25 protein-coding genes are annotated in these 23214 nt (G+C 71.5%); 10 read left to right on the plus strand and 15 right to left on the minus strand.

The genetic code is table 11. The features are described from left to right. Positions 1–40 precede the first annotated feature (40 nt). A complete protein-coding gene (locus ACIA1L_RS12255) occupies positions 41–526 on the minus strand; it encodes an Lrp/AsnC family transcriptional regulator (RefSeq protein ID WP_396072717.1) in 486 nt (161 codons plus the stop codon). Between the two features lie 99 nt (positions 527–625). On the opposite strand from ACIA1L_RS12255, the gene ACIA1L_RS12260 reads away from it, so the two are divergent. The 4 genes from ACIA1L_RS12260 to ACIA1L_RS12275 all read left to right on the plus strand — a co-directional run bounded on the left by ACIA1L_RS12260 (position 626) and on the right by ACIA1L_RS12275 (position 4706). Then, the gene (locus ACIA1L_RS12260; protein WP_396072718.1) at positions 626–1285 is read left to right on the plus strand and encodes an RDD family protein; all 660 of its coding nucleotides are present in this window, start codon (positions 626–628) and stop codon (positions 1283–1285) included. Then, the gene (locus tag ACIA1L_RS12265; RefSeq protein WP_396072719.1) at positions 1282–2373 is read left to right on the plus strand and encodes an RDD family protein; all 1092 of its coding nucleotides are present in this window, start codon (positions 1282–1284) and stop codon (positions 2371–2373) included. Before ACIA1L_RS12260 ends, ACIA1L_RS12265 begins: the two co-directional genes overlap by 4 nt. Then, complete coding sequence (gene hisC / locus ACIA1L_RS12270; protein WP_396072720.1) at positions 2370–3446, plus strand: histidinol-phosphate transaminase; 1077 nt, start codon at positions 2370–2372, stop codon at positions 3444–3446. The genes ACIA1L_RS12265 and hisC overlap by 4 nt, the downstream gene beginning before the upstream one ends. A 147-nt stretch (positions 3447–3593) precedes the next feature. Next, entirely contained in the window at positions 3594–4706 is a 1113-nt protein-coding gene (locus tag ACIA1L_RS12275) for an ROK family protein (protein WP_396072721.1), read from the plus strand. Here ACIA1L_RS12275 and ACIA1L_RS12280 read toward each other — a convergent pair whose 3' ends face one another. From ACIA1L_RS12280 to ACIA1L_RS12290, 3 genes are read right to left on the minus strand one after another with little or no spacing between them, the layout of a single operon-like run. Then, positions 4707–5852 (minus strand): PQQ-binding-like beta-propeller repeat protein, encoded by a 1146-nt coding sequence (locus ACIA1L_RS12280; protein ID WP_396072722.1) that lies wholly within the window; start codon positions 5850–5852, stop codon positions 4707–4709. It lies immediately after the preceding gene. 38 nt (positions 5853–5890) lie between these two features. Further along, entirely contained in the window at positions 5891–6349 is a 459-nt protein-coding gene (locus ACIA1L_RS12285; protein WP_396072723.1) for an SRPBCC family protein, read from the minus strand. 58 nt (positions 6350–6407) lie between these two features. Further along, on the minus strand, positions 6408–7208 hold the full coding sequence (locus tag ACIA1L_RS12290) for a hypothetical protein (RefSeq protein ID WP_396073048.1): 801 nt from the start codon (positions 7206–7208) through the stop codon (positions 6408–6410). A gap of 225 nt (positions 7209–7433) precedes the next feature. Between ACIA1L_RS12290 and ACIA1L_RS12295 the strand changes: the two genes are divergently transcribed. Continuing rightward, positions 7434–8741: an ROK family protein gene (locus ACIA1L_RS12295; protein WP_396072724.1), complete on the plus strand. Its 1308-nt coding sequence runs from the start codon at positions 7434–7436 to the stop codon at positions 8739–8741. Between the two features lie 67 nt (positions 8742–8808). Here the strand turns inward: ACIA1L_RS12295 and ACIA1L_RS12300 are convergent, their stop codons facing one another. From ACIA1L_RS12300 to ACIA1L_RS12320, 5 genes are all read right to left on the minus strand, one after another. Then, complete coding sequence (locus ACIA1L_RS12300; protein WP_396072725.1) at positions 8809–10413, minus strand: tetratricopeptide repeat protein; 1605 nt, start codon at positions 10411–10413, stop codon at positions 8809–8811. Positions 10414–10431: 18 nt separating this feature from the next. Then, a complete protein-coding gene (locus tag ACIA1L_RS12305; RefSeq protein ID WP_396072726.1) occupies positions 10432–10821 on the minus strand; it encodes a PPOX class F420-dependent oxidoreductase in 390 nt (129 codons plus the stop codon). Between the two features lie 68 nt (positions 10822–10889). Next, positions 10890–11375, minus strand: a complete 486-nt coding sequence (ispF, locus tag ACIA1L_RS12310; RefSeq protein WP_396072727.1) for a 2-C-methyl-D-erythritol 2,4-cyclodiphosphate synthase — start codon at positions 11373–11375, stop codon at positions 10890–10892. 4 nt (positions 11376–11379) lie between these two features. Beyond that, the gene (ispD, locus tag ACIA1L_RS12315; RefSeq protein ID WP_396072728.1) at positions 11380–12084 is read right to left on the minus strand and encodes a 2-C-methyl-D-erythritol 4-phosphate cytidylyltransferase; all 705 of its coding nucleotides are present in this window, start codon (positions 12082–12084) and stop codon (positions 11380–11382) included. A gap of 55 nt (positions 12085–12139) precedes the next feature. Beyond that, the gene (locus tag ACIA1L_RS12320; protein WP_041832964.1) at positions 12140–12625 is read right to left on the minus strand and encodes a CarD family transcriptional regulator; all 486 of its coding nucleotides are present in this window, start codon (positions 12623–12625) and stop codon (positions 12140–12142) included. Between the two features lie 334 nt (positions 12626–12959). On the opposite strand from ACIA1L_RS12320, the gene ACIA1L_RS12325 reads away from it, so the two are divergent. Further along, the gene (locus ACIA1L_RS12325) at positions 12960–13739 is read left to right on the plus strand and encodes a hypothetical protein (protein ID WP_396072729.1); all 780 of its coding nucleotides are present in this window, start codon (positions 12960–12962) and stop codon (positions 13737–13739) included. Between the two features lie 3 nt (positions 13740–13742). On the opposite strand, the gene ACIA1L_RS12330 is transcribed toward ACIA1L_RS12325, so the two are convergent. The 3 genes from ACIA1L_RS12330 to ACIA1L_RS12340 are packed head-to-tail and all read right to left on the minus strand — an operon-like array spanning position 13743 to position 16704. Further along, complete coding sequence (locus ACIA1L_RS12330) at positions 13743–14804, minus strand: type III polyketide synthase (RefSeq protein ID WP_396072730.1); 1062 nt, start codon at positions 14802–14804, stop codon at positions 13743–13745. A gap of 11 nt (positions 14805–14815) precedes the next feature. Next, positions 14816–15973: an acyl-CoA dehydrogenase family protein gene (locus tag ACIA1L_RS12335; RefSeq protein WP_396072731.1), complete on the minus strand. Its 1158-nt coding sequence runs from the start codon at positions 15971–15973 to the stop codon at positions 14816–14818. Next, positions 15970–16704, minus strand: coding sequence for a methyltransferase domain-containing protein (locus ACIA1L_RS12340; protein WP_396072732.1), 735 nt, complete (start codon positions 16702–16704; stop codon positions 15970–15972). The genes ACIA1L_RS12335 and ACIA1L_RS12340 overlap by 4 nt, the downstream gene beginning before the upstream one ends. A gap of 47 nt (positions 16705–16751) precedes the next feature. Here ACIA1L_RS12340 and ACIA1L_RS12345 point away from each other — a divergent pair, with 47 nt between their 5' ends. The 4 genes from ACIA1L_RS12345 (at position 16752) to disA (ending at position 21223) form a co-directional block, all read left to right on the plus strand. Continuing rightward, a complete protein-coding gene (locus ACIA1L_RS12345) occupies positions 16752–17591 on the plus strand; it encodes a UbiA family prenyltransferase (protein WP_396072733.1) in 840 nt (279 codons plus the stop codon). 82 nt (positions 17592–17673) lie between these two features. Next, on the plus strand, positions 17674–18456 hold the full coding sequence (locus ACIA1L_RS12350; protein WP_396072734.1) for a hypothetical protein: 783 nt from the start codon (positions 17674–17676) through the stop codon (positions 18454–18456). Positions 18457–18507: 51 nt separating this feature from the next. After that, a complete protein-coding gene (radA, locus tag ACIA1L_RS12355; RefSeq protein ID WP_396072735.1) occupies positions 18508–19914 on the plus strand; it encodes a DNA repair protein RadA in 1407 nt (468 codons plus the stop codon). Between the two features lie 205 nt (positions 19915–20119). Then, on the plus strand, positions 20120–21223 hold the full coding sequence (gene disA / locus ACIA1L_RS12360; protein WP_396072736.1) for a DNA integrity scanning diadenylate cyclase DisA: 1104 nt from the start codon (positions 20120–20122) through the stop codon (positions 21221–21223). 104 nt (positions 21224–21327) lie between these two features. Here the strand turns inward: disA and ACIA1L_RS12365 are convergent, their stop codons facing one another. The 3 genes from ACIA1L_RS12365 to ACIA1L_RS12375 form a co-directional block, all read right to left on the minus strand. Next, the gene (locus tag ACIA1L_RS12365) at positions 21328–22062 is read right to left on the minus strand and encodes an adhesin (RefSeq protein WP_396072737.1); all 735 of its coding nucleotides are present in this window, start codon (positions 22060–22062) and stop codon (positions 21328–21330) included. Positions 22063–22144: 82 nt separating this feature from the next. After that, on the minus strand, positions 22145–22696 hold the full coding sequence (locus ACIA1L_RS12370) for a peptide deformylase (RefSeq protein WP_396072738.1): 552 nt from the start codon (positions 22694–22696) through the stop codon (positions 22145–22147). Continuing rightward, positions 22693–23196, minus strand: a complete 504-nt coding sequence (locus ACIA1L_RS12375; RefSeq protein WP_396072739.1) for a glycine cleavage system protein R — start codon at positions 23194–23196, stop codon at positions 22693–22695. The genes ACIA1L_RS12370 and ACIA1L_RS12375 overlap by 4 nt, the downstream gene beginning before the upstream one ends. Positions 23197–23214 lie beyond the last annotated feature (18 nt).

The following is a 23214-nucleotide window of genomic DNA, read 5'->3' on the forward strand; positions in this document are numbered from 1 at the left end:
CACGACGAACCGGGCAGCCCGATACGCCCGTGTCGATGGCTTATCTGCCGCTGGCTGCCCGCACCAGCGGTGTCGTCCGATATGCGATCTGCTCAGCCAGCGCGATGATCGTCGACGCCCGCATGATCCCCTCGTACGCGAGCACCTGGTCGATCACGCGCTGCAGGTCGGCGTTGGACCGGGCCACGATCCGGCACAGCAGGTCACCGCTGCCGGTGATCGTGTGCGCCTCCAACACCTCCGGAATCTCGGCGAGGTGCTCGGTCGCGGCGGTGTGTCCGTACCGTTGGGAGATTTCCAGGGTCACGAAGCTGGTGACCCCGTAGCCGATGGCGGCGGGCGAGATGTCCGGACCGAAGCCCCGGATGGCGCCGCGGGCGATCAGTTTGTCCAGCCGGGCCTGCACGGTGCCGCGGGCCACGGACAGCCGCCGGGACAGCTCGAGGACGCCGATCCGCGGCTCGGTGGCGAGCAGGGCGAGCATCCGGCCATCGAGGGCGTCGAGATGGACATCTTGCACAGTCATAGTGCCTGTAGACCCTACCGAATGCACAGTGTGCGCCCGGGAGGACCCAAGCCGTCCAGCGCGCACGGGCGCTGGGCATAAACCTGTAACACTGTTCCGGTGACCGATGCGAGAAACCAATCCCCCGGAGCGGGCCATCCCGCGCCAAGCTGGCCGCCGCCCGGCGCGCCGGGTCCGGTGCCGCCCGGCTGGCCGGCGCCGCCCGGGGTCCCCGACTGGCGGCCGCCGACCGTGCCGCTGGGCCCGGACGGTCGCCCGCTCGCCGACTTCGGCACGCGACTTCTCGCTTACCTCATCGACTCGATGATCGCCTCCGCCGCCGCGCTGGCGCTCTTCACACCACTGTTGGTGTGGTTCGTCTTCAGCACGATTTCCAGCCTCGAAGCGCAGCCGGGCGACGTGGAGCAGCTATCCGAGTCGGAGGTCTTCACCGAGTTCTTCCTGCCGTTCGTGTTGCTCGAGCTCGGCTTCTTGGTGGTCATCATGGTGGCGTACTACTTCTACTACGTCGAGATGATGTATCGCAGCGGTCAGACCCTCGGGAAAAAGCTGATGAAGGTCCGCGTGGTGCCGCTGGAGCCGGGCGCCAAGCTGACCCGGGGCATGGCCGCCAAGCGTTACCTCCTGGAGTTCGTCGGCGGACTCCTGGTGCCGTTCCTCAGCGTCCTCGACGGGCTCTGGCAACTGTGGGACAAACCGCTGCAACAGACCCTGCACGACAAGGTCGCCAAGACCATCGTGATAAAGGTTGCGCCATGAGTTCGCTTCCCGCCGGTTGGTACAAGGACCCCGCCGACCCGTCAACCCAGCGTTGGTGGGACGGCGAAGGCTGGCTGGGTAAGCCAATCCCGGCGGACCAGGAGCCGCCCGACGGCCCGCCGCCCGCCGAACCGGAGCCGGAGCCGACCAACCCGGCACCCGAGGCAGCCGCCGGCCAGCCCGCCGCTGGTCAACCCGGCACCGGCCAGCCCGGTCCGGCCTGGACGCCGCCGCCGGGTTATCCCACGCCGCCGCCCGGCTGGACCCCGCCGCCTGGTTACCCCGCACCGCCGCCCGGCTGGCAACCGCCCCCCGGGTACCCCGCACCGCAGGCGGGGCATCCCGCGCCGCCCGCCGGCTGGCAGCCGCCGCCTGGCTACCCCGCACCGCCCGCCGGCTGGCAACCGCCGCCCGGCTACCCCGCACCGCCCGCCGGCTGGCAACCACCCCCCGGCTGGGTCCCGCCCGGGATGCTCTACCCCTATCCGGTGCAGGCCCGCCCGCACGGCATGCCACTGGCCGGGCTCGGTCGTCGGCTCGTCGCGCGACTTGTCGACATCGCCGCCGTGCTGCTGCTCAACGTGGTGGTGAACGGCTGGCTGGCGTACCAGTGGTGGCTGCAGGTGGCGCCGATCCTGCGGGCTGGGATGGCCGACCCGCTCGCCCCGCCGCAGCAGGCGCCGGTCGAAGCCAACTACATCATGCTGACCATGCTGCTGGTGGCGACCGCGCTGTGGTTCGCGTACGAGGTTCCGGCGCTCGCCAACAACGGTCAGACCTTCGGCAAGCGGCTACTCGGGGTCCGGGTGGTCAAGCTCGAGGACACCACCCCGCTCGGGTTCGGTCGGGCGTTCCGGCGCTGGGGTCGGCTCGGTGTGTGGACCCCGCTGTGGAGTTGCTACGGAGTCGGCTTCCTGGCCCAGCTCATCGGTTCCGGCTCGGTGCTGTTCGACCAGCAACTGCACCAGGCCCTGCACGACAAGTCGGCCGGCACGGTGGTGGTCGCCGTGCCGCCCGGCCGCAATGCGCAGCACCCCACACCGGCCGCGCCGGAGAACGCTGACGATTCCACCGGAGGACAACGATGACCAGGCTGACCCGCGCCGACCTCGACGCCCTGCCCGCGTACGTGCCGGGGCGCAACGTCGCCGACGTGGCCCGCGAGCTCGGCCTCGCCGAAGCGATCAAGCTAGCCAGCAACGAGGTGCCGTTCGGCCCGCTGCCCGGCGTGCCCGAGGCGGTAGCCACCGCGGTGACCCAGTCGCACCGCTACCCGGACATGGGCGTGGTCCAGCTCCGCGACCGCCTCGCCAGCCGGTACGGCGTCACCGGCGACCGGGTCGTCACCGGCTGCGGCTCGGTCGCGCTGGCGGAGATCCTCGCCAAGGCGACCTGCCTGCCGGGCGACGAGATCGTGTACTCGTGGCGCTCGTTCGAGGCGTACCCGATCATCGCGGCGGGGATCGGCGCGACCAGCGTCAAGGTGCCGAACACCGCCGGGCACTCCCATGATCTGACCGCGATGGCCGACGCGATCACCGACCGGACCCGGCTGGTCATCGTCTGCAACCCGAACAACCCGACGGGCACCAGCGTCCGCAAGGCCGAGCTGGACCGGTTCCTCGACACCGTGCCGAGCGACGTGCTCGTGGTGCTGGACGAGGCCTACCGCGAGTTCGTCACCGACGATCAGGTTCCGGACGGCCTCGCCACGTACGGTGATCGTCCGAATGTGGTCGTGCTGCGCACGATGAGCAAGGCCTGGGGCCTGGCTGGCCTGCGGATGGGTTTCCTGGTGGCCCAGCCCGAGGTGGCGGGGGCGATCCGCAAGGTGTTGACCCCGTTCTCGACCAGCCTGGTCGCGCAGGCGGCCGCGCTGGCCGCCCTGGACGCCGAGGCCGAGGTGACCCGGCGCTGCGCGATCATCATCAACGAGCGGGAGCGGGTCACCGAGGCGCTGCGCAAGCTCCTCCCGGACGTGCCGACGAGTCAGGCCAACTTCGTCTGGCTGCCGCTCGGCGACCGGGCAGCCGAGTTCGGCGCGGCCTGCGAGAAGCGCGGCGTCATCGTGCGCCCGTTCGCCGGCGACGGCGTCCGGGTCACCATCGGCACACCCGAGGAGAACGACGCGTTCCTCGCGGCGGCCGAGTCGGCGCTCTGACCGGCACATTCTCCCGTTCCTGACCGGCTTTTCGCTCCGCCGTCCCCCGGCGGAGCGAGCCGGGCGGGTCGACGCCGTGCGCCGCCACCCGGAACCGCCGAGGCAGCGCGAGGATGGGAAAGGGGAGCACGAGAAGGGGGAAACGGTGTGACGACGCGCGCAACCGAGCTGCTACGGGTGGTGCATGCCCGACCCGGTGTCACCCGGGCCGATGCCGCCCGGCTGATCGGCGTCGGCACCGGCGCCACCACCGAGCTGGTCGGGCGGCTGGGCCAGGCCGAGCTGCTGGCCGAGGGTCCAGCGGCCCCGAGCGGGGCGCGCGGCCGCCCCACCACCGCGCTCATTCCGCATCCGCGCGGGCCACTGATCGCGGCCGCGTCCATCACCCACGAAGCCTGGCGGACCGACATCGTCGAGCTGGGCGGCGGCATCCTCGCCACCGCTGGCGAAGAGCTGGGCGGTCGCGACGGCACGGCGGTCGTCGCCGCCATCGGTGCGGCCGTCGCCGAGTTGCGCCGCCGATTCACCGGCCGGATCCGCGGCATCGGCATTGCGGTGCCGGGCACGGTCTCTCGCGATCTCATGCTCGATGCCAGCAACCTCGGTTGGCATGACGTCGACCTGGCCGCCGCCTGGCCGGGCGCCGAGATCTTCGTGGCGGGCAACGACGCGACGCTGGCCGCTTCGGCCGAATCACACCGCGGCGTCGCCGTCGGCGCGTCTGTCGCCCTGCACCTGCGGATCGAAGCCGGGCTCGGCGGCGCCGTCGTCAACGGCGGGCAGGTCCTCGTGGGCGCGCTGGGCGCGGCCGGCGAGTTCGGGCACATGCCATTCGGCGACCCGGCCGTCCGCTGCCCGTGCGGCGCCTACGGCTGTTGGGGCACGGCCGTCGCAGGCTCGGCCTTGGCGCGCCTGCTGGGCCACGAGCAACCCCGCGACGCCATTTCGTACGCCCGCCGAGTGATCACCTCGGACAGCCCAGAGGCGGCCGCCGCCACGGCCACCGTGGCAGCCGCGCTGGGCCGGGGCATCGCGGGCCTGGTCAACGGTCTGGACCCGGATCTCGTGACGTTGGGCGGTCTCGGGGTGGACCTGCTGACTGCCGCCCCCGACCGGATCGAGGAGGCGTACCGGGCCGGCCTCATGGGCTTCCGTCGCGCCTCGCCCCCGCCGGTGTGGGCAGCCACGCTCGGCGACGACGGCCCGTTGGCCGGTGCCGCCGAGGAAGCCTGGACCGCCCTGCTCACCAACCTGGGCTAGCTAGATCGCGGCGACGAGCTCCGGGTCCATCGTGTAGTAGTGGTCGTGCTCGTCCGGGTCAGCACCTGCGGTCGGGCGCAGTCGTTCGATCGCCACGAAGGTGTCAGTCACCTGCCACAGGTGCGGCTTCCACGGCGTTTTCGCCTCGTCGCTCACGTAGGCCCGGAACCGTGCGAGCTGCGTTCCGGTACGCCCATCCAGGGTCACCAGCTCGTACTCCGGCGTGAGCAGGACGACCTTGTTCGCCCGTACGCCGAGCACTTGGGCGGTGCCGACCCACCGCCAAGTGGCCGTGCCGGAGGCGGTGACCGCGCCGTCGGAGGTTTGCAGGACAACCCCGCCCGCAGCGGTGGCACCGGCCTGGTCCAGGGCCGGAGCGCGTGCCGGGCGGCGGTCTGCGGCGAGCCAACCCTGGCCCGAGGCGTCCCGCAGCCCCTGGCACGCCGAACGGGCCACGTCGCAGCCGACCGGCGCAGACGGGCCGGTGGGCCAGCCGCGCACCGGTTCGCCGGAGAGGACGTCCCAGGCACCGCCAGCGCACACGAAGCGTCCCCCGGCGGTGACGAACGAGTCGTCGGCGCAGCCCGCGGGGATGGCGGCACTCCAGCGTCGGGAGCCGTCTGCGGCCGACCAGGCCAGCAGTTCCAGCCCGGACGCGACCAGCACGCTGGTGCCCGCCACGTGCAGCCCGGGCGGCGCCCAGACCGGCTCGGCCCCGGTCCGTCCGGCGAACTCCGGCCCTGCCGGTCCCGGCGTTCGCCAGGCGACCGTGCCGGTCCGCGCGTCGAGCGCCACCAATTCCCCGTCGGTCCACCGGCTCACCACGGTGCTGCCGACCGCCACCACGCCGCTGACCTGGGCCGGCCAGCGCCGGAACGACCAGTACGGCGTGCGCATCTTGCGCGTCTCGACCGGGCCGTCCGCCTTCACGATGCGCTGCCCGGCGAACACCCGAACCCGCCCGTCGACGATCAGCGGCGCCATCATGCTCTTGCCTGTGACGCCGGGTGCGAGCACCGAGGAGACCGGGTAGGACCCGGTAGCGGCTTCGAGCACTTCGGCGGGTCCGAGCACCCGCCAGCTGATCAGACCGCCGGCCGCGAGCACGACGATGGCCGCGAAGGCGCGCAACAGGTTCCGGGTCACCCTCGGCACAGTAATGTCCGGGTTCACCCCGCGGGCAGTCAGGCGGCTGCGGCGAGGTCGTCCAGGTCGCGGCGGAGTGCGCCTTCGACCGTACGCGCGGCGAGCCCGCCGAAGACCAACGCCAGGAACCGTCCGGCCGGGGCGGTCGGCGCACCGTCCTGCACCACGGTGACCATCGTGTCGCCCCGGTGCCGGCCCTCGACGACGGGCACGAAGGTGTAGGTCATCCGGTAGTCGGCGCCGATCCCGGGGGACGCGACGACGAACCGCTCGGGGGCCACGCACTCGCGTACCCGAAATTCCTCGGTGATCTCTCCGCCGTCGACCATCGTGCGGGTCTCGCGCCACGCTGTCTCGGCACCGAACGTCCCGCCGGTCAGCAGCTCGACCCGGGTGACCGTGGACAGCCACTCGCAGCGGCGGGGCAGGTCGGTGAAGACCCGCCACACGTCGGCGATCGGCGCCTCGACCAACCGTGTCACCGCGACCGTGGACATTGCGTGACCTCCCGCGTACACGGTACGGCGACTCGTCCGCCGAAGACAGACATTCCGGTTACCGATCCGCGCTCTTTCCGCTGGCGCGGCCATCGCTGATCAGTCCCAGCCGGATCAGCTCGGTCAACGGCTCCAACACGTTGCCCGCGCCGAACCCCACCCACAGGGGGCGTTCGTCGTCACGCCGGGCCCGGGCCGGTTCGACGAGCGGCAGCGGGTGGGTCGCCGCCAGCACCTCGGCGACCTCGGCCACTTCCCCACCCTCGTCCGCGAAGGCGGCGGCCACCAGGACGTTGAGGAAGCCGTGGTGGGTGAAGCCGGTCTCCGGATCGGTGTGCCGCAACGCGTGCCGCAGTCCCGCCGCGAGTTTGAACGACAGCCCCCGGTCCCGGCACGCGCAGATCACCGCGGCCAGTTCGACCGGGGTGGGGAACAGCTCGGCGGCCAGGCCGCCGACCCGAAATTTCGGAAAGATCGGCAAGCCTTGGGTACGGGCGGCAGCCACAGTGTCGAGCGCAGCGAGCAGGCCCCAACTCAACGGAATCTCCGCGTACACCCGGAGGTTCTTCGCACTTCCGGCGAGCTCGAGCAGCGCACCCAGCCCGGGTTGGGGGTCTTCCCCCCGGCGCGCGACCAGCGCTTCGACCTGGCGCACGTCGGCTCCGGCGGCGCGCAGCTTCGCGACGGCGATCGGCAACCCGGCGATGGTCGCGTCGTTGACGACGGCCACCGGCAGGTCCCGGACGCGGGGTTCCCCGTCGGCACTGGTCGCGGGCAGCAGCAGGGCACCCACCAGCGGGGCGTACCAGGCGGCCTGGTGTTTGCGATGGGTGACCAGCGACTCGGTGACACCACCCATCGCCGGGGGCAGGATGGACGCATCGTCGACGAGCCCGGCGAACAACGGCGGCACCGGCGTAGGCACGATTACTGAACCTAATCGACTTCGCCGCGACCGGACAGCTCCGTCCGGTTTGTGACTTTGCCAGCGCCGCCCGGTCGGTCGACAGTGGAGCTCAACTTGACTTCCGGCAAGCCCACCCGGTAATCGTTAAGGACCTTTCCAAATACCTGGGGGCTGTTGGTGACACGCCTAGCCGGCTCGTCCAAGCTGCTGCGCGCCATGAACGCCAGCGCCGCACTGGCCCACCTCTTCGAGCAAGGCCGGCTCACCCGTTCCGACCTGCGCAAACTCACCGACCTCTCCACCCCCACCATCTCCGAAGTGCTGCGCCGGCTCACCGACGCCGGGCTCGTGTCGGTCGTCGGCTACCACAAAGGACGGCCCGGCCCCAACGCGGAAATCTATGCCGTCGACCCCACCGCCGCGTACGCCGCCGCAGTATCCGTCCGCGACATCGGCACCAGCCGCGCCCCCGCCATCGTCGCCGCGCTCTGCGACCTCACCGGCACCGTCCGCGCCCGGATCGAACATCACGTCGACTTCCTGCGTACGGATCCCTGCACCGCCATCAGCGAAGCCGTCACCACCCTGCGCGCCAAAGCCGGCGTCGACGCCGACAGCATCCACCACGTCCAGCTAGCCATCGCCGGCTCGTACGACACCCGCGCCGAGACCATCCGGCACGTCGAAATTCCCGGCCTCGGCCGGCCCGGACTCATCCCGGAAACCGCCGCCGCCCTGGGCACCCAGGTGGGCGTGGACAACGACGTCAACCTCGCCGCCGTCGCCGAACGCCGCCGCGGCGCCGGCCGAGACGCCGACAGCTTCGCCCTGCTCTGGCTCGGCCAAGACGGCCTCGGCCTCGCCATCGACATCGCCGGCACCCTGATGCGCGGCGCCCGCGGCGGCGCCGGCGAGATCGGCTACATGCCCCTGTACGCCCCCGGCTCCACCCACCGCAAGATCGACCTTCAGGACCTCATCGGCGGGGCGGCCATCATGGCCCTCGGCCGGGACCACAACATCCCCGGCACCACCCCGGCCGACATCATCACCGCCGCCACCACCCCAACACCCGAACCGCCAGCCCTGCGCCCAGCCACGCCCGACCCAGCGGCACCGCACCAGCCCACGTCTGACGCGGCGGCACCGCACCAGCCCACGTCTGACGCGGCGGTGGGGGTTGCCGCGGGTCCTCGGGCCAGCGAGTTTGTCGGTGAGTTCGCGGATCGGATCGCTGTCGGGCTCGCTGCGGTGATCGCCGTGCTCGATCCCTCGCTCGTCGTGCTCGCCGGGCCCATCGCCCAGGCCGGCGGAGACCCGCTCCTCGCCGCGGTCCAGGCCGCGCTCGAAAGGGCCGCACCGCTGGAGAGCACCATCTCCCGCACCTCGGTCACGGACGACGCGGTCCTGCTCGGCGCCCTCGACGCCGGCCTCACCGCAGTCCGCGAAGACCTGATCGCCGCCATCCGCGACAATCAGTCCTGACCGCCCACACAGCTGGCCGGCACCACATCGCATACCGCCAGCTCAGTCGCAGGCTGCCGGGCTCGGGTCAGGACCGCCGGGTCAGCACGAACAGCTCGGCGAGCGCGGCGACCACCATTGCCGCGACTAGCGGCACCAAGCCACCGATCGCCGCGTGGAGCACCAGCAGGAGCGGCGCAGTCAACGTGGCGTAGGCCGCGCGGGAAAGCCGCCGGCTGGTTCGTTCGAGGACCGTACCGATCGAATCCGGGCGGACCTCCCGGCCCAGCCACACGGTCACCCCGATCAGGATCACCACGCCCATCATGCCCGCCCACGTCCGGGCAACGCCGGTGCTGGTCAGGGTCATCACGGCGCTGAGCACGGCTGCAATCAGCACACCGTTGCTGCCGATCAGCACAGCCTGCCGGACCGCTTCCGCCCACGCCTGGGACCGGTCGAGCACGGGACCGGTCGGGAGCACTACTTCGGGGTGCGGCACGTGGGCCTCCTGCCCCTGCCCCCACGACCGATCGCTGCGCCGCCGCTGCTTTCGCTGTTCCGTCTCACTCGCGGCAGATCCGCTCGTCTCCGCCCCGCCGTCCTGCCCCGCCGAGGCTGCGCCCCAGCCTGCAGCCTCCGCGTCCCGGCCGGTCGGCTCGGAAGCCTCATCGGACCCCCGACCCCCGCGGCGCCGATCTCCCGACCCAAGCTCCCCGGCGCCCGCAGCACGCCCGTCACCACCGGAGCCATCCCCAGCAGTCCCGGCGCCACTGCCGTCACCACCGGAGCCATCCCCAGCAGTCCCGGCGCCACTGCCGTCACCACCGGAGCCATCCCCGGCAGTCCCGGCGCCACTGCCGTCACCGCCGGGGCTGCCTCCATCGGTTCCTGCGCCGCGCCCGCCGCGGTGGGGCTGACCGCCGTCAGCTGCCGAGCCACGCCGGCCGTCGTCGGGCTTACTGCCGTCGCGGAATGGGCCAGCCGTCGGGCCGCCAGCTTCCCCGGCCGCGGGGTCGGCGTCGGTCCGGGTTGCCGGGTCGACTGCTTGCAGGGTCGCTTCGTCGGCCAGTTGCTCCAGCGCCAACGCCCAGCGCCGGCGTTCCAGGCGGACGACGCCGACCTCGCGCTGGGCGTCGCCGATGCGCTCGTCGAGGTCCAGGGCTTCGCTGTAGCCACGCTGAGCCAGGTCGAACAGGCGCAGGCGGGCGGAGACCATGGCGAGGACCAGGTGCGCCTCTGCGTCCCGGGGCGACAGCCGCACCCCGTTCCAGGCGGCGTTGAGAGCGTCCTGGCCGTTGCGGGACTCGCTGAGCAGCGCGGCACCCGTACGTTGCGCGAAGGGGTCCTCCGGCCAGCGGGTCAGGATCTCGGTCGCCACCTGGGCCGCCTCGGAGAAGCGGCGGTCGTCGGTCAGTGCCATCGCGCGTACGACGAGCACGTCGATCGGGGCGGGCGAGGTCTGCGCCGCTCGGTTGGCGGCGTCCAGCGCGGCGACGGCCTGCCCGGCTGCCACGTGCAGTCGGGCCAGGGTGACCAGCAGTCCGACGTCTCCCGGCGCCACGGAGAGGCCGGCCGAGATCTCCCCGGCGGCCTCGTCGTACCGGCCTAGATCGGCGAGGAGGAGAGCTCTGCTCCGGTACTCCTCGGGCGTCGTCTCGGGCTCGGACTGCGGGGTGGGCTCGCTCGACACCCACCGAGCGTAGGTCGTCTACTGCGAGATCACCTTGTTCGGGGTAAGCCGGCACACCACCCGCACCGCCTCCGGCGGATCAAAGGTGTACGGCCGGTCCGCATATTTCCGGCTCAACTCATTGATCAACTCTGCTCCGCCGGTGTTGTCGAGCGTGACCGACCCTTCGACGGTGAAGTACGAGTACGGCTGGGCCGGGTCGTACGCGCACACGGACACCCGCGGGTCCCGCTCCATGTTCCGTGTCTTCTTCCGCCCTCGTACGGTGGAAAAGAGCAGGTCGTCTCCGTCGCGCTTGACCCAGATGACGGTGGACTGCGGGCTGCCGTCCGAGTTGATCGTGGTGACGACGGCGAAGGTACGGCCGTCGACCAGCTTCCGCACGCTGTCGGGCAGGGAGGTCGTCATGTCCCGATCATGCCCTCAGCAGCCCACCTGAGGCGGTAAGTCCCGCAGGTGTGAATGAGCGCAGTCGGTCAGGGGGTGGCTCGGGGCGCCGCGTGGAGGAGAGCGGTGGCGATGGCCGCTAGTCCTTCGCCGCGGCCGGTGAGGCCGAGGCCGTCCGTGGTGGTGCCGGAGACCGTGACCGGGGCGCCGATCGCCTCGGTCAGGACCTGCTGGGCTTCCGCGCGTCGTTTGCCGATCTTGGGTTTGGTCCCGATCACCTGGATCGACACGTTGCCGATCTCATAGCCGTGTTCGCGGACGCGGTGCGCGGTCTCGCGCAGCAGGTCGACGCCGGGCGCCCCCGCCCAACGCGGTTCGGACGTGCCGAAGTTGCTGCCGAGGTCGCCGAGGCCCGCCGCGCTGAACAGGGCGTCGCAGGCGGCGTGCGCGGCGACGTCCGCGTCGGAATGCCCGGCCAGGCCGGCTTCTCCGGGCCACATGAGGCCCGCGACCCAGCACACGCGGCTGGGGTCGAAGGCGTGCACGTCCGTGCCGATGCCGATGCGCAGGTCCACGTGGTCAGGCTACGCGGAGCAGCGCCTCGGCGATCACCAGGTCCAACGGCCGGGTGATCTTCATGGCGAGTTCGGACCCCGGCACGCACACGACCGGTGTCCCCGCCTTCTCCACCAGGCCGGCGTCGTCCGTGTGACCTGTCCCACCCACGTCCTGCAGTGCGCGGTGGGCTTCGGCGAGGGTGTCGTGGCGGAAGCCCTGGGGGGTTTGCACACTGCGGAGGACCGAGCGGTCGACGGTGCCGAGGACGGTGTCGCCGGGGCCGACTTCCTTGATGGTGTCGACGACAGGAAGCACCGGAATCACCGCTGGGTGGCCGGAGCGCACCGCGGCAGCCACGGACTCCACCAGGTCGGGTGGGGTGAGGGCGCGGGCGGCGTCGTGCACGAGGACGATGTCGATGTCGGCGGGCACCGCGGCGAGCATGGCCGCGACGGAGTCCTGGCGTTCGGCTCCGCCCGGGACCACCACGACGGGGGCGACCGGGTCGAGCAGTGCGCGGACGGCGGCGACCTCGGTGGCTGGCGCGGCCACCACGATCATGCGTACGGAAGGGGCGGCCGCGACGCGGCGCACCGCGTGGACGAGGAGCGGCTCATCGGCGAGCGGGCGCAGCGCCTTGGGGGCGCCGGGGCCGAGCCGGAGGCCGGAGCCGGCAGCCGGAACGAGGACCGCGACGTCACCGCGAGCATTGAGCTGCGCAGTCACGTCGCGGTCCTCAGTCGGTTGGTGCTGAGAGGTGATGATCAGACCTTGGCGATGATCAGGCCTCGGTCAGGACCTTGTCGAGGAGAACTTCCGCCTCGTCCTTGGTGCTCTTCTCGGCGAGGGCCACCTCGCCGACGAGGATGTCGCGGGCCTTGGCGAGCATGCGCTTCTCCCCGGCCGAGAGACCACGCTCGCGCTCGCGACGCCAGAGGTCACGAACAACCTCGGCAACCTTGAGCGGGTTGCCGGAGGCGAGCTTCTCGAGATTGGCCTTGTAACGCCGCGACCAGTTGGTCGGCTCCTCGGTGTGCGGAGCGCGGAGGACGTCGAAGACCTTGCCCAGGCCTTCTTCGCCAACCACTTCGCGCACGCCGACGATCTCGGCATTCTCAGCGGGCACGCGGACCGTCAGGTCGCCCTGGGCGACCCGCAGGACGAGGTACTGCTTTTCCACGCCCTTGATCGTTCTAGTCTCGATTGCCTCGATGAGTGCGGCCCCGTGGTGGGGGTAAACAACGGTCTCGCCGACACTGAAAACCATAGGTTCGAAACCCCTTTCGCTGTGTCTAGGGTAACACGCTCAGGCAGCGATGTCCCACCCAGACGGTGACTGTTAGTGCAGCTCAGGGGGCCTGTGAGCCGTCTTTCTACCGCTTGACATGCGGCCCGAGAACTGCCTCAGTCACGGAGTGTGATGACATCGTGACCACTAGACCCAGCGAGTCGGATATTCCGGACCTGGTGTCTTTGTGAGGTCAAGCTTATCGCTAGGGACCGGAACCTCCCACCACTGGCGGTACAGGCCTCGGGTAGGGGAGGCTGGGTGCACGGTCCCCGCAGCACGTGAGACTCTGCGGCAGAGGGGAGGCTGAGCCATGGGCAGTAGGAGCGACAACGGTGGCGGCTGGCCGGGCGACGGCGGCTCCCCCGACGGCCTGCCCGACCTCCCCGAGGAGTGGGGCGTCATCGTCGTCCCCGACGACATCTCCGAGCTTTCCGACGAGGTCAGTGCCGTCCGAGCCGAGCTGCGCCGGACCCAGCGACCCACCCGCTGGGAACGCTTCACCGACCGCCCCGGCATCCGCACGCTGCGCCGCCTGGGGCCGGCCGGCATGCGCGCACCGGTGCTCATCATCTCGATGGCGATCCTCGTGACCATCGCCAGCCTCTTCGCCTCCGCCTGGCCCGGCCCGGCCCGCTCCCCGGCAACTCAGCGCACCGCCCAGACCACCGACGAGGGCCCCGAGTCACTGCCGGCCCTCGAGCTCATCGGTACGGACGGCAGCCCCGTGCCGCTACGAGGGCAGCTGCCGGCCGTCATCCTGCTCACCGAGGGTTGCGACTGCGCTCAGCTCGTCGCCGACATCACGGCAGCCGTCCAGCCGGGTGTCGCCGTCGTGACCGTGGTCGGCCCCGCGCCCGCACCGACCGCGCTTGCCCCGGCCACCAAGACGGCCCCCGCGGCAGCCACCGGCACTGAGCGCCAACTCCGCGATCCCACCGGCGAACTCCGCTCGGCCGCCCACCTCAACCGCCCGGACGGCACAGCCGCCGTGCTCCTGGTCGACCGCACCGGCAAGATCGTCCGCACGGTCCCCCGGGCCGCCACCATCGCCGTCTTCCAGCCCGACCTGGCCCGCCTCACCACAAACTGAGGGCTAGAGCCGGTCCAGCAGGACTCCGTAGAGCGTGAGGCCGGGACCGAAGGCCAGCATGACCACATGTCTCGGCGGAACCGGCCGGCGTCGGAGCTCGTCCAGGACCAACAGCACCGTCGGGGACGAGCAGTTGCCATAGGTCGAGAGCACCCCCCGCGACGCCGCCAGGTCATCGGCGGTGAGGCCCACCTGCTCCTGGACCACGTCGAGGATCCGGGGGCCGCCGGGGTGCACTGCCCAGCCGTCCACCGCGTCGACCGTCAGCCCGTTGCGGGTCAGCAGGTCCTCCACCAGCCGCCGAACGTGCAACGACAGCACCGCTGGCACCTCCGCCGACAGGCCCATACGAAAGCCGAGGTCGGTGACGTCCCAGGTCATGTGCCCGGCCGTGGTGGTGTCCGTGCGGGCGGTGACGTCCTTGATCGCGTACCCGTCAGCGGCGCCCGGGGTGAGCACGACGGCGGCCGAGGCGTCCGAGAAGAGCGCGTGGGAGACGATCTGCTGGATGTCGGCGCGGCTGTCCGGGGGCTGCAGGTGCAGGCTGGTCAGCTCGGTGCAGAGCAGGAGTGCAGGCTTGCCGCGGGCCGCCACGAAGTCCGCCGCCGCGCCAAGGCCGGGCAGCGCCGCATAGCAGCCCATGTGACCCACGAAGAGGCGTTGCAGGTCTGGGGACATGCCCATGTCGCGAGCCAGCAGAATGTCGAGGCCCGGCGTGGCGTAGCCCGTGCAGGAACACACCGCGAAGAGGCCGACTTCGTCGGCAGCTATGCCCGCGTCGGTGAGCGCACGGCCGACCGCTTCCTTACCCAACGGGACCGCTTCCACCTGGTAGCGGCGCATGCGGCGCTCGGTGGACCAGTCCGAGACGTCCTCGAGCAGCGGGCTGACCGCGGCCTGCCGGGTACGGACGCCGGAGTTCGCGAAGATTCGCTGCGCCAGGCCCCGCCGGCCACCCGCCGCGTAGTGCCGGGCGAAGAAGCCGGCCCACAGATCCTCCTGGACCGTCGAGGGCGGCAGCGCCACTCCCATGCCGGCGAGGACCGCACGACCACGTCCGTTCATGTCTGCCTCTTTCACCAGCGTGGGGCGGTGCCTTGGGAGTCCGGGTCGCCGCCGAGGGCTTCGACGCCAAGCCAGTCGGCACAGACGTCCGAGGTGGCGGGCTGGAGCGAGCCGGCGCGGGCGTCGCGGTAGAGGCGTTCGAGCGGATGGCCGCGGCGCATGGCGGAGGTCCCTGCCGCTTCCAACATCGAGGCGGCGACGTCGGCCGCGGTCGTGCCGGCGACCAGCTTGGCCCGCCACACCCAGCGGTTGGTGTCGGCGTCGCCGGGCGCCTCGTCGACTCGGCGGGCGGCTTCCATGACGACGAGGTGGGCCGCTGCTACGGCGGCGTCGGCCCGGCCGATGCGGGCGCGCACGGCGGGCAGGTGGCCCAGCTTGCGCTCGTCGACGTGTGCGACGGCGGCGTCCACGGCCGCACGGGCCACACCCACATAGACGGCCGCATAGCTGGCGACCATCCAGTGCGGCGCCAGCTGGGCGACCACGAGCGCCAGCCCTTCCACGCCGCCCAGCAGCGCCGACTCGGCGACGGCCACGTCCACGTGGACGTCGTGTGAGCCGGTCGCGCGCATGCCCAGGGCATCCCAGGTGGGTTCGACGGTCAGGCCGGCGCCGGCGGGCACCAGGAACTGGGAGACCTGCGCCGGGTCGGTGGCGCTGCGGGCCGCGATCAGGTAGGCGTCCGCATGCCCCGCCCCCGAGCAGAACGTCTTGCTGCCTTTGAGGTGGAAGCCGCCGTCGGTCCGCCAGTAGCGGGCGGCCATCTCGGAGAGGCGGGAGCCGGTGCCACGCTCGCTCATGGCTACCGCGTACCAGTGGCCTTCGGCGGCGGCGCGCAGGTAGTTGTCGCGGGCTTCGAGGGCGTCGGGTGGGAGGCCGAGCGCGTCGGCGAGCTCGTCGGTGACACCGCTGAGTGCGCCGGTGACCGAGGCGTGCATGTTGAACACCAGAGCAGTCGCACCGTTGCCGCGGGCGAGCTCGTAGGCGACCGCGGCGTAGTCAGCGAAGCCTGCGCCCCGGCCGCCGAGCCGAGTCGGGACCAGCAGTCCGAACAGGCCGGACCGGCGCAGGTCAGCGAAGTCGTCGACGGGAAACGACCCGGTGCGGTCGTACTGGGCGGCGCGGGCCGCGAACCTCGGCGCCAGCCGCCGGGCCTCGTCGGCCGTCACGCAGGCACCTGCCCGGTCGAAGCACCCTGTTTACGGCCGATGCCCTGGTAGAGCACCTGGGTGGACCGGGTCGGCACCATCCGACCCACTCGCCGCGACTGCGCCCCGGCCGGCAGGAAGAGCCAGCTCAGCAGGCCGGGTGCGCTCGGGCGCACGCCACGGACCCGCAGCCGTACGCCGTGCTTGGCGCAGTGCATCGTGAGATCTCCCGGGTCGACGAACAATTCAGGGTCGTGAATGCCCACCGGAGCGACGCCCAACCATTCGCCGACCGTGACGGCGATGAATCGCGCTTGCCGGGTCGCGTTGAGGGTGTCCAGGACGAGCAGGCCGCCCGGCCGCAGCACACGGCACAGTTCGGCCACTGTGGCCGACAGGTCGGGCACGTGCTCCAAGATCTCCCCCGCCACGACCACGTCCGCGGACTCATCGGCCAACGGCAGGGCAGCCACGTCACCGGCGATTGGTGAAACCCCGCGTGCAGCCGCCTGCTCCAGCCCCGACCGCCGCAGATCCACGCCCACGTGCCGATAGCCGAGGTGCTCCACATGCGGCGCGAGCAAGCCGCCGCCGCAGCCCGCGTCCACCAGCACCGCACCGGGGCGGACGGCTGCGGGCACCAGAGCACCGCGCGCCGCCGCCAGCCAGTGCAACAGCTCGAAACTGCCGCCCGGGCGCCACCACTCGCCGGCAAGGTCGTCATATTGGCGAGGATCGTTACGTACGGGCATGGGGACGAGCGTGGCACGGACGGGACACAACCACCACACTTGCTCGCATGCCCGATCTCATCGCCCTCGTCCGGGCGTCCCACGCCGAACCGGGCGGCGCCGTCACGCTCGCCATGACCCTGCTCGCCATCGGGGCGGGACATCGTGGCTGGGCGGTGGTCGGGGTCGCTGCCGCGATCGGCGCCACCCAGCTCTCGGTGGGCTGGGTGAACGACTGGCTGGACGCCGACCGGGATGTGTCCACGGGGCGCCGGGACAAGCCGATCGCGTCGGGGGCGGTCTCCCGCCGTACCGTGGGCATCGCGGGGTTGATCGCGTCCTTGACCATTCCGTTGCTGGGCTTGCCGTTCGGGCCGGCCGCGACGATCTGCCTCACCCTGGTCGGCATCTTCGCGCTGCTCTATGACTGGCCGCTCAAGTCGACGCCGCTGTCAGTCGTGCCCTACCTGGTGGCGTTCGGGCTGATGCCCGCCTTCGTGGTGCTGGCCCTGCCGGGTCATCCCTGGCCGCCGGTGTGGCTGGTCGCGGCCGGCGCGCTGCTCGGCGGGGGTGCGCACTTCGCCAACGTCCTGCCGGACCTGGCCGATGACGCTGCCACCGGAGTCCGCGGGCTGCCCCATCGGCTCGGCCCGGCCCGATCGCAGCTCGCGGCCGGCGGGTTGCTGCTCGCTGCGACGCTCACGCTGGTCTTCGGACCCCCCGGACCGCCGTCGTGGGTCGGCATCGCGGCCGCCGCAGCCGCCGTCGTGGTCCTGCCGATCGGTTGGTACGCCGGCAAGCAGGCGTTGCGCCGCGGCACCCGTCAGGTGTCCATGTTTCGTTCGGTGATCGTTGTTGCCCTGCTCGACGTGGCATTGCTGGTCTTCAGCGGTGGGGTCAACACCTGAGATGGCCGGGTCGGCGTACGCGCCCGATCTCCGCCCTCTAGGCTGATCGGCGGAGGATTCTCGATTTTCTTGGAGGACTGTGATGCGCTCGCTGGGAACCCGCCGCGCCTTCCTGGCCGCGGGGGCCGCCACGGTGGCCGCGGTCGCGCTCGCCGGCTGCAGCGCCGGTCAGGTCGCTGAGACCGCCCTCAAGCGGGCCTCCAACCCGGGCGTGAACGTGGACAACTCCAACCGGAGCATCGTCATCCGCAACCTCTCCGTGCAGTACCCGGGGACCGCGGGCTACGCGGCTGGTGCCGACGCGCCGCTGGAGCTGGGCATCTTCAACCAGACCAAGCAGACCATCACCGTGCAGGTGAGCAGCCAGCCGGCCGCGGACCAGGCGAACCGTAAGGGTCTTGCCGCGGCCCGTCAGGTGGGCCTCGTCGGTGGCAGCGCCGCCCGGCCGTCCGGGGCGCCCAGCGCGCTGCCGGAGCCGTCGGGCAGCCGTCCGCCAGCCCGGCCGATCAACACCGAGCAGGTCCCGTCCGCGGACCCGAACAGGTCCGTCCCGGTTCAGGCCCCGTCCGGCACGCCGACGAAGCCGGCCACGCCCGCCCGGCCCGCGGTGATCGAGATCGGCCCGCTGGGCTCGGCGACCTTCCTGCCGGGCGACTCGGAGCAGCTGGTGGCGCTCGGCCTCACCGGCAAGCTCATGCCGGGCAACGCGCTCACCCTGGTGTTCGAGTTCAGCGACGGCTCGAAGCCGCTGATCGTGCAGGCTCCGGTCAGCACCCCGCTGGTGCCGGCGTCTCGTGGCCCGGCGGCGACGGACGGGCACGGCGAGGAAGCCACCGGTGGCGGGCAGGAAAACTCACACGGCTGAGAAGCCCATCGGGTCGGGTAATTGTCGTAGGGCCGGGCTAGCGTGGCGCGTGTGACGACTTCCCGCACCCGCTCGGAGCCGCGGCCCGCCTATCAGTGCGACGCGTGCGGGCATCAGCCGCCGAAATGGCTGGGCCGCTGCCCGGAGTGCAGCGAGTGGGGCTCGATTATCGAGTCCACGACCGGCCCGGTGGTGTCCGGTCGGGTGGTCAGCTCCCGGCTGCCCGCCGAGCCGGCCCGTCCGATCGCGACGATCAGCGCCGCCCCGGCCAAGGCTGTGCCCAGCGGTGTTTCCGAGCTGGACCGGGTGCTCGGTGGCGGCCTGGTTCCGGGTGCGGTGGTGCTGCTCGCCGGCGAGCCCGGGGTGGGGAAGTCCACGCTCCTGCTCGACGTCGCCCAGCAGTGGGCGGTCAACGCCGGCACACCGTCGCTGGTGGTCAGCGGCGAGGAGTCGGTCAGCCAGGTGCGGTTGCGTGCCGAGCGGCTGGGTGCCCTGCACGACCGGCTCTACCTCGCCTCGGAAAGCGATCTCGGCGCGGTGATCGGGCACCTCGACGCGGTCAAGCCCGGCCTGCTCATCATCGACTCGGTGCAGACCATCTCCGCGCCCGGCACCGAGGGCGTGCCCGGCGGGGTCACCCAGGTGCGAGCGGTCACCGCCGCGCTGGTCAGCGTGGCGAAGGAACGCGGTGTCGCCACCGTCCTGGTCGGCCACGTCACCAAGGACGGCTCCGTCGCCGGGCCGCGCGTGCTGGAGCACCTCGTCGACGTCGTCCTGCATTTCGAGGGCGACAAACACTCGTCACTGCGGCTCGTCCGCGGCGTGAAGAACCGGTTCGGCGCGGCCGACGAGGTGGGGTGCTTCGAGATGCACGAGAGCGGCATCGTGAGCCTCGCCGACCCCTCGGGGCTGTTCCTGACCCGCTACAACGAGCCCGTGCCGGGCACCTGCGTCACGGTCGCGATGGAGGGCCGCCGGGCGATGGTCACGGAGGTGCAGGCGCTGATCGGGGCGCAGGTGCAAGGGTCACCGCGGCGGACGGTCTCCGGGCTGGACAGCGCCCGGCTCGCGATGGTGCTGGCGGTGCTGCAGCGCCGGATGGAGAAGATCAAGCTGCACGACCGCGAGGTTTTCGCCGCGACGGTCGGCGGCATCCGGATCACCGAGCCCTCCGCCGACCTGGCGATGGCGTTGGCGGTGGCGTCCGGTGCGCTCAATCTGGCGATGGCGCCGCACCTGGTCGCCATCGGTGAGGTCGGCCTGACCGGCGAGGTCCGGCGGGTCGGCGCGGTGGGCCGGCGGCTCGCCGAAGCGGCCCGGCTGGGCTTCCGGTTCGCGCTGGTGCCGCCCGGCTGCGGCCCGGGCGAAGGCGACAGTCCGCCGAAGGGGATGCGGGTCGTCGAGGTCGGCGACCTCCAGTCCGCGGTGCAGTGGGCAGCCCGGGCGTCCGCAGAATGACGAGCGCGGCACCAGCACCGACGAGCGCAGCACTAGCATCACTGAGCGTGAGCGACGATCACGCTATACCGCATCGACCGAACCGCGGGTCGGCGACCTGGATGACAGTCCGTAGAATGTACAGGTGCCGCTCGACCGCGATGCCTCCACCAACCGTCATACGAACGGGGCTGCCCCAGGTGTCAACGGATCGGCAGCCAGTCCGATGAGCCCGACCACGCCCGGCCTGACCGGCGGCGGTCTCAGCGCCGACCCACTCCGCGCCAACCTCGCCCTGATGGCGCCGGGCACCGCGCTGCGCGACGGCCTCGAACGCATTCTGCGCGGCCGCACCGGCGCCCTCATCGTGCTGGGCCACGACGAGGTCGTGGAGCGCATCTGCACCGGCGGCTTCCCCCTCGACGTCGAATTCTCGGCCACCCGGCTGCGCGAGCTGTGCAAGATGGACGGCGCGGTGGTCATGTCCAGCGACGGCACCCGGATCGTGCGCGCGGCCGTCCACCTCATGCCCGACCCCGGCATCCTGTCCGAGGAATCCGGCACCCGGCACCGCACCGCGGAGCGGGTCGCCAAGCAGTCCGGCTTCCCGGTGATCTCGGTGAGCCAGTCCATGCGGATCATCGGCCTCTACGTGAACGGCCAGCGGCACGTCCTCGACGATTCGGCCGCCATCCTCTCCCGCGCCAACCAGGCACTCGCCACCCTCGAGCGCTACAAGCTGCGCCTCGACGAGGTCTCCGGCACGCTGTCGGCGCTGGAGATCGAAGACCTCGTCACCGTCCGTGATGCGGTGGCTGTCGTCCAACGCCTCGAAATGGTCCGCCGCATCGCCGACGAGATCTCCGGCTACGTCGTGGAACTCGGCACCGACGGCCGCCTCCTCGCCCTGCAGCTGGACGAGCTGATGGCCGGCGTGGACTCCGACCGCACCCTGGTCATCCGCGACTACCTGCCGAGCGGCCGCAAGGCACGCACCCTGGACGAAGCGCTGGTCGAGCTCGACCTGCTCACCGCCACCGAAATGATCGACCTGGTGGCGGTCGCCAAGGCCATCGGCTACCCGGGCGCCTCCGACGCGTTGGACGCCGCGGTCAGCCCGCGCGGCTTCCGGCTGCTGGCCAAGGTGCCCCGACTGCCCGGACAGATCGTGGAACGCCTCGTCGACCACTTCGGCAGCCTGCAGCGGCTGCTGGGCGCCACGGTCGAAGACCTCCAAGCCGTCGAGGGCGTCGGCGACGCCCGGGCGCGCGGCGTCCGCGAAGGCCTGTCTCGGCTGGCCGAAGCATCGATCCTCGAACGGTACGTCTGAACGGCTCGCTAGGAGTGCCTGAGCCGCGCACGTAGCTCCTTGCGAATCTCATTGTTCGCTGCCGGGGTGACAGCCGGGGACGAACAAGAGACAGGGCAGCGAGGTCAGTCGACGAGCGTGACGGTGGCCGGGTCGCTCACCTTAGCGCCGAGCCGGCCCCGCACCTGGTACTGACCGGCCGGCGGCGCCGTGCCCGCAGCGAGACCGGCCGCGCACTTGTTCGACTGCCGGCCGTTCCAGGTCACGTTGTACTCACGCTCGCCGTTCGGCGGGAAGTCCCGGACGTCCGAGCCTTTGGCGTTGCTGCAGGTGTCCGACGACCACACCTTCGCCACGCCGGACTCGATGTAGAGCTCCTGAAGGTCCGCGCCGACATCGCGGGAGCAGGTCCGCGTGGACACGTTCTTGATCTTCAGGCGAATCTCGAAGGGGACACCGCGGCGGGCACTCGTACCCGCCAGGATCGGGGTCACCGAGATTTCCTGGTCGGTGCAGGAGCCGTCGGTCGGGACGGTCACGTTGGTGTCCGTGCCCTCGCCGCCGCCGGCGACTGCCGGGGGCACCGCAGCACCGGACTGGATTTCTTCCGGGCTCGGCCGGGACGGGGTGCCCGCTCCCGGCGGTGCATCCTCGAAGGACGGGTCCGGCGCGGGTGAACCGGAGGTGGGCACCTGGGCTGGACCTTGCGATGACTTCGTGGCGGCCTTGTTGCCACCAGGATCTTCCCCGCCGGAGCAGGAGAAGAACAGCACGATGACGCCGAGCAGCAGTGCACTGACCACTACAGCTCGACGCCGCCAGTACACGGCGGCGGGAAGGGGACCAACCGTCGTACGCATGATGGAAGCACCGTAACGCCGGCACCCCGCCGACCCGGTCGCGACGCGCCGGGTTATGCGACACCGACTCGTTTACTGATCGTTAGAGATACACCTTGCGCTGATAGATGGCGTGCGCGCCGGCCACCCGATCGAGGAACAGCTTTCCCGCGCAGTGGTCGATCTCGTGTTGCAGGGCGCGCGCCTCGAAAGCGTCGGTGGTGATGCGGATTGCTTCGCCCGTACCCGGAAGAACTCCCTCGACCACGACGCGGCCGGCGCGTTTCACATCTCCGGTCAGGTCCGGCACGGACATGCAGCCTTCGCGGCCCGGCCGCCAGCGGCTGGCCTCCACCACCGTGGCGTTGCACAGCACGAAAGTGCCGTGCGACGACGCGGTCTTGGGGTGCTGGGTGACGTCGACAACGAACACCTGGGCGCCCACTCCGACCTGCGGGGCGGCCAGCCCGACGCAGCCGGGCGACACCCGCATTGTGGCAACCAGGTCCGCCGCCAACTGGACGACTTCCGCGGCGGTGGGATCGACCTCGGTTCCGGGGCGGCTCAACACCTCAGCCGGAGCGGAGACCACCGGCAGGACTCGGCCTTCCACGCCGAGCACGTCGGGCTTCCAGTCGGCCAGTGCGTCGCTCACAGCACATCCGTTTCGGCGCGGCGCAGGGTCACGTCCACGCCCAGCTCGTCCGCCGCGGTGGCTAGCCGGACGGCCAGATCCTCACCCACGCCGGCGGGCAGGTCCACCTCGGCGACCAGCACATACAGCGGGCCACTCAGCCGGGTGGTCAGGTCGGTGATGTTGCCGCCGGCCGCTGCCACCACCCGGGTCACCGCGGCGACGATGCCCAGCCGGTCTGCGCCGTGCACACTCACGAGGTACGGCTCTCCCGCAGCGCCCGCCTCGGTCTCGGGCTCGACGGCCCGTACGGTCGCCAGCAGCCCACTGAGCGGCTCCAGCGCTTTCTCCACGTCCCCGGCGGTCGGCCCGGTGCAGATCAGCGTCATGGCGAAGTGCCCGCGCAGCCTGGTCATCGTGGAGTCGGACAGGTTGGCCCCGACCCCGGCGAGCGCTTCCGAGACGTCGGCGATGATGCCGGTCCGGTCCGGTCCTATGACGGTGATGGCGAGCTCGTTCATCCGGGCATTTTAAGCTTG

Source organism: Actinoplanes sp. NPDC051859 (assembly GCF_044452725.1).
Classification (GTDB): domain Bacteria; phylum Actinomycetota; class Actinomycetes; order Mycobacteriales; family Micromonosporaceae; genus Actinoplanes.

Coding starts and splice junctions, on each gene's coding strand:
- ACIA1L_RS12255 (WP_396072717.1), bottom strand. CDS start 526: ATGACTGTGCAAGATGTCCATCTCGACGCCCTCGATGGCCGGATGCTC.
- ACIA1L_RS12265 (WP_396072719.1), top strand. CDS start 1,282: ATGAGTTCGCTTCCCGCCGGTTGGTACAAGGACCCCGCCGACCCGTCA.
- hisC (WP_396072720.1), top strand. CDS start 2,370: ATGACCAGGCTGACCCGCGCCGACCTCGACGCCCTGCCCGCGTACGTG.
- ACIA1L_RS12285 (WP_396072723.1), bottom strand. CDS start 6,349: ATGTCCACGGTCGCGGTGACACGGTTGGTCGAGGCGCCGATCGCCGAC.
- ACIA1L_RS12290 (WP_396073048.1), bottom strand. CDS start 7,208: ATGGGTGGTGTCACCGAGTCGCTGGTCACCCATCGCAAACACCAGGCC.
- ACIA1L_RS12305 (WP_396072726.1), bottom strand. CDS start 10,821: ATGACGACCTCCCTGCCCGACAGCGTGCGGAAGCTGGTCGACGGCCGT.
- ACIA1L_RS12320 (WP_041832964.1), bottom strand. CDS start 12,625: ATGGTTTTCAGTGTCGGCGAGACCGTTGTTTACCCCCACCACGGGGCC.
- ACIA1L_RS12325 (WP_396072729.1), top strand. CDS start 12,960: ATGGGCAGTAGGAGCGACAACGGTGGCGGCTGGCCGGGCGACGGCGGC.
- ACIA1L_RS12330 (WP_396072730.1), bottom strand. CDS start 14,804: ATGAACGGACGTGGTCGTGCGGTCCTCGCCGGCATGGGAGTGGCGCTG.
- ACIA1L_RS12340 (WP_396072732.1), bottom strand. CDS start 16,704: ATGCCCGTACGTAACGATCCTCGCCAATATGACGACCTTGCCGGCGAG.
- ACIA1L_RS12345 (WP_396072733.1), top strand. CDS start 16,752: ATGCCCGATCTCATCGCCCTCGTCCGGGCGTCCCACGCCGAACCGGGC.
- ACIA1L_RS12350 (WP_396072734.1), top strand. CDS start 17,674: ATGCGCTCGCTGGGAACCCGCCGCGCCTTCCTGGCCGCGGGGGCCGCC.
- disA (WP_396072736.1), top strand. CDS start 20,120: ATGAGCCCGACCACGCCCGGCCTGACCGGCGGCGGTCTCAGCGCCGAC.
- ACIA1L_RS12365 (WP_396072737.1), bottom strand. CDS start 22,062: ATGCGTACGACGGTTGGTCCCCTTCCCGCCGCCGTGTACTGGCGGCGT.
- ACIA1L_RS12375 (WP_396072739.1), bottom strand. CDS start 23,196: ATGAACGAGCTCGCCATCACCGTCATAGGACCGGACCGGACCGGCATC.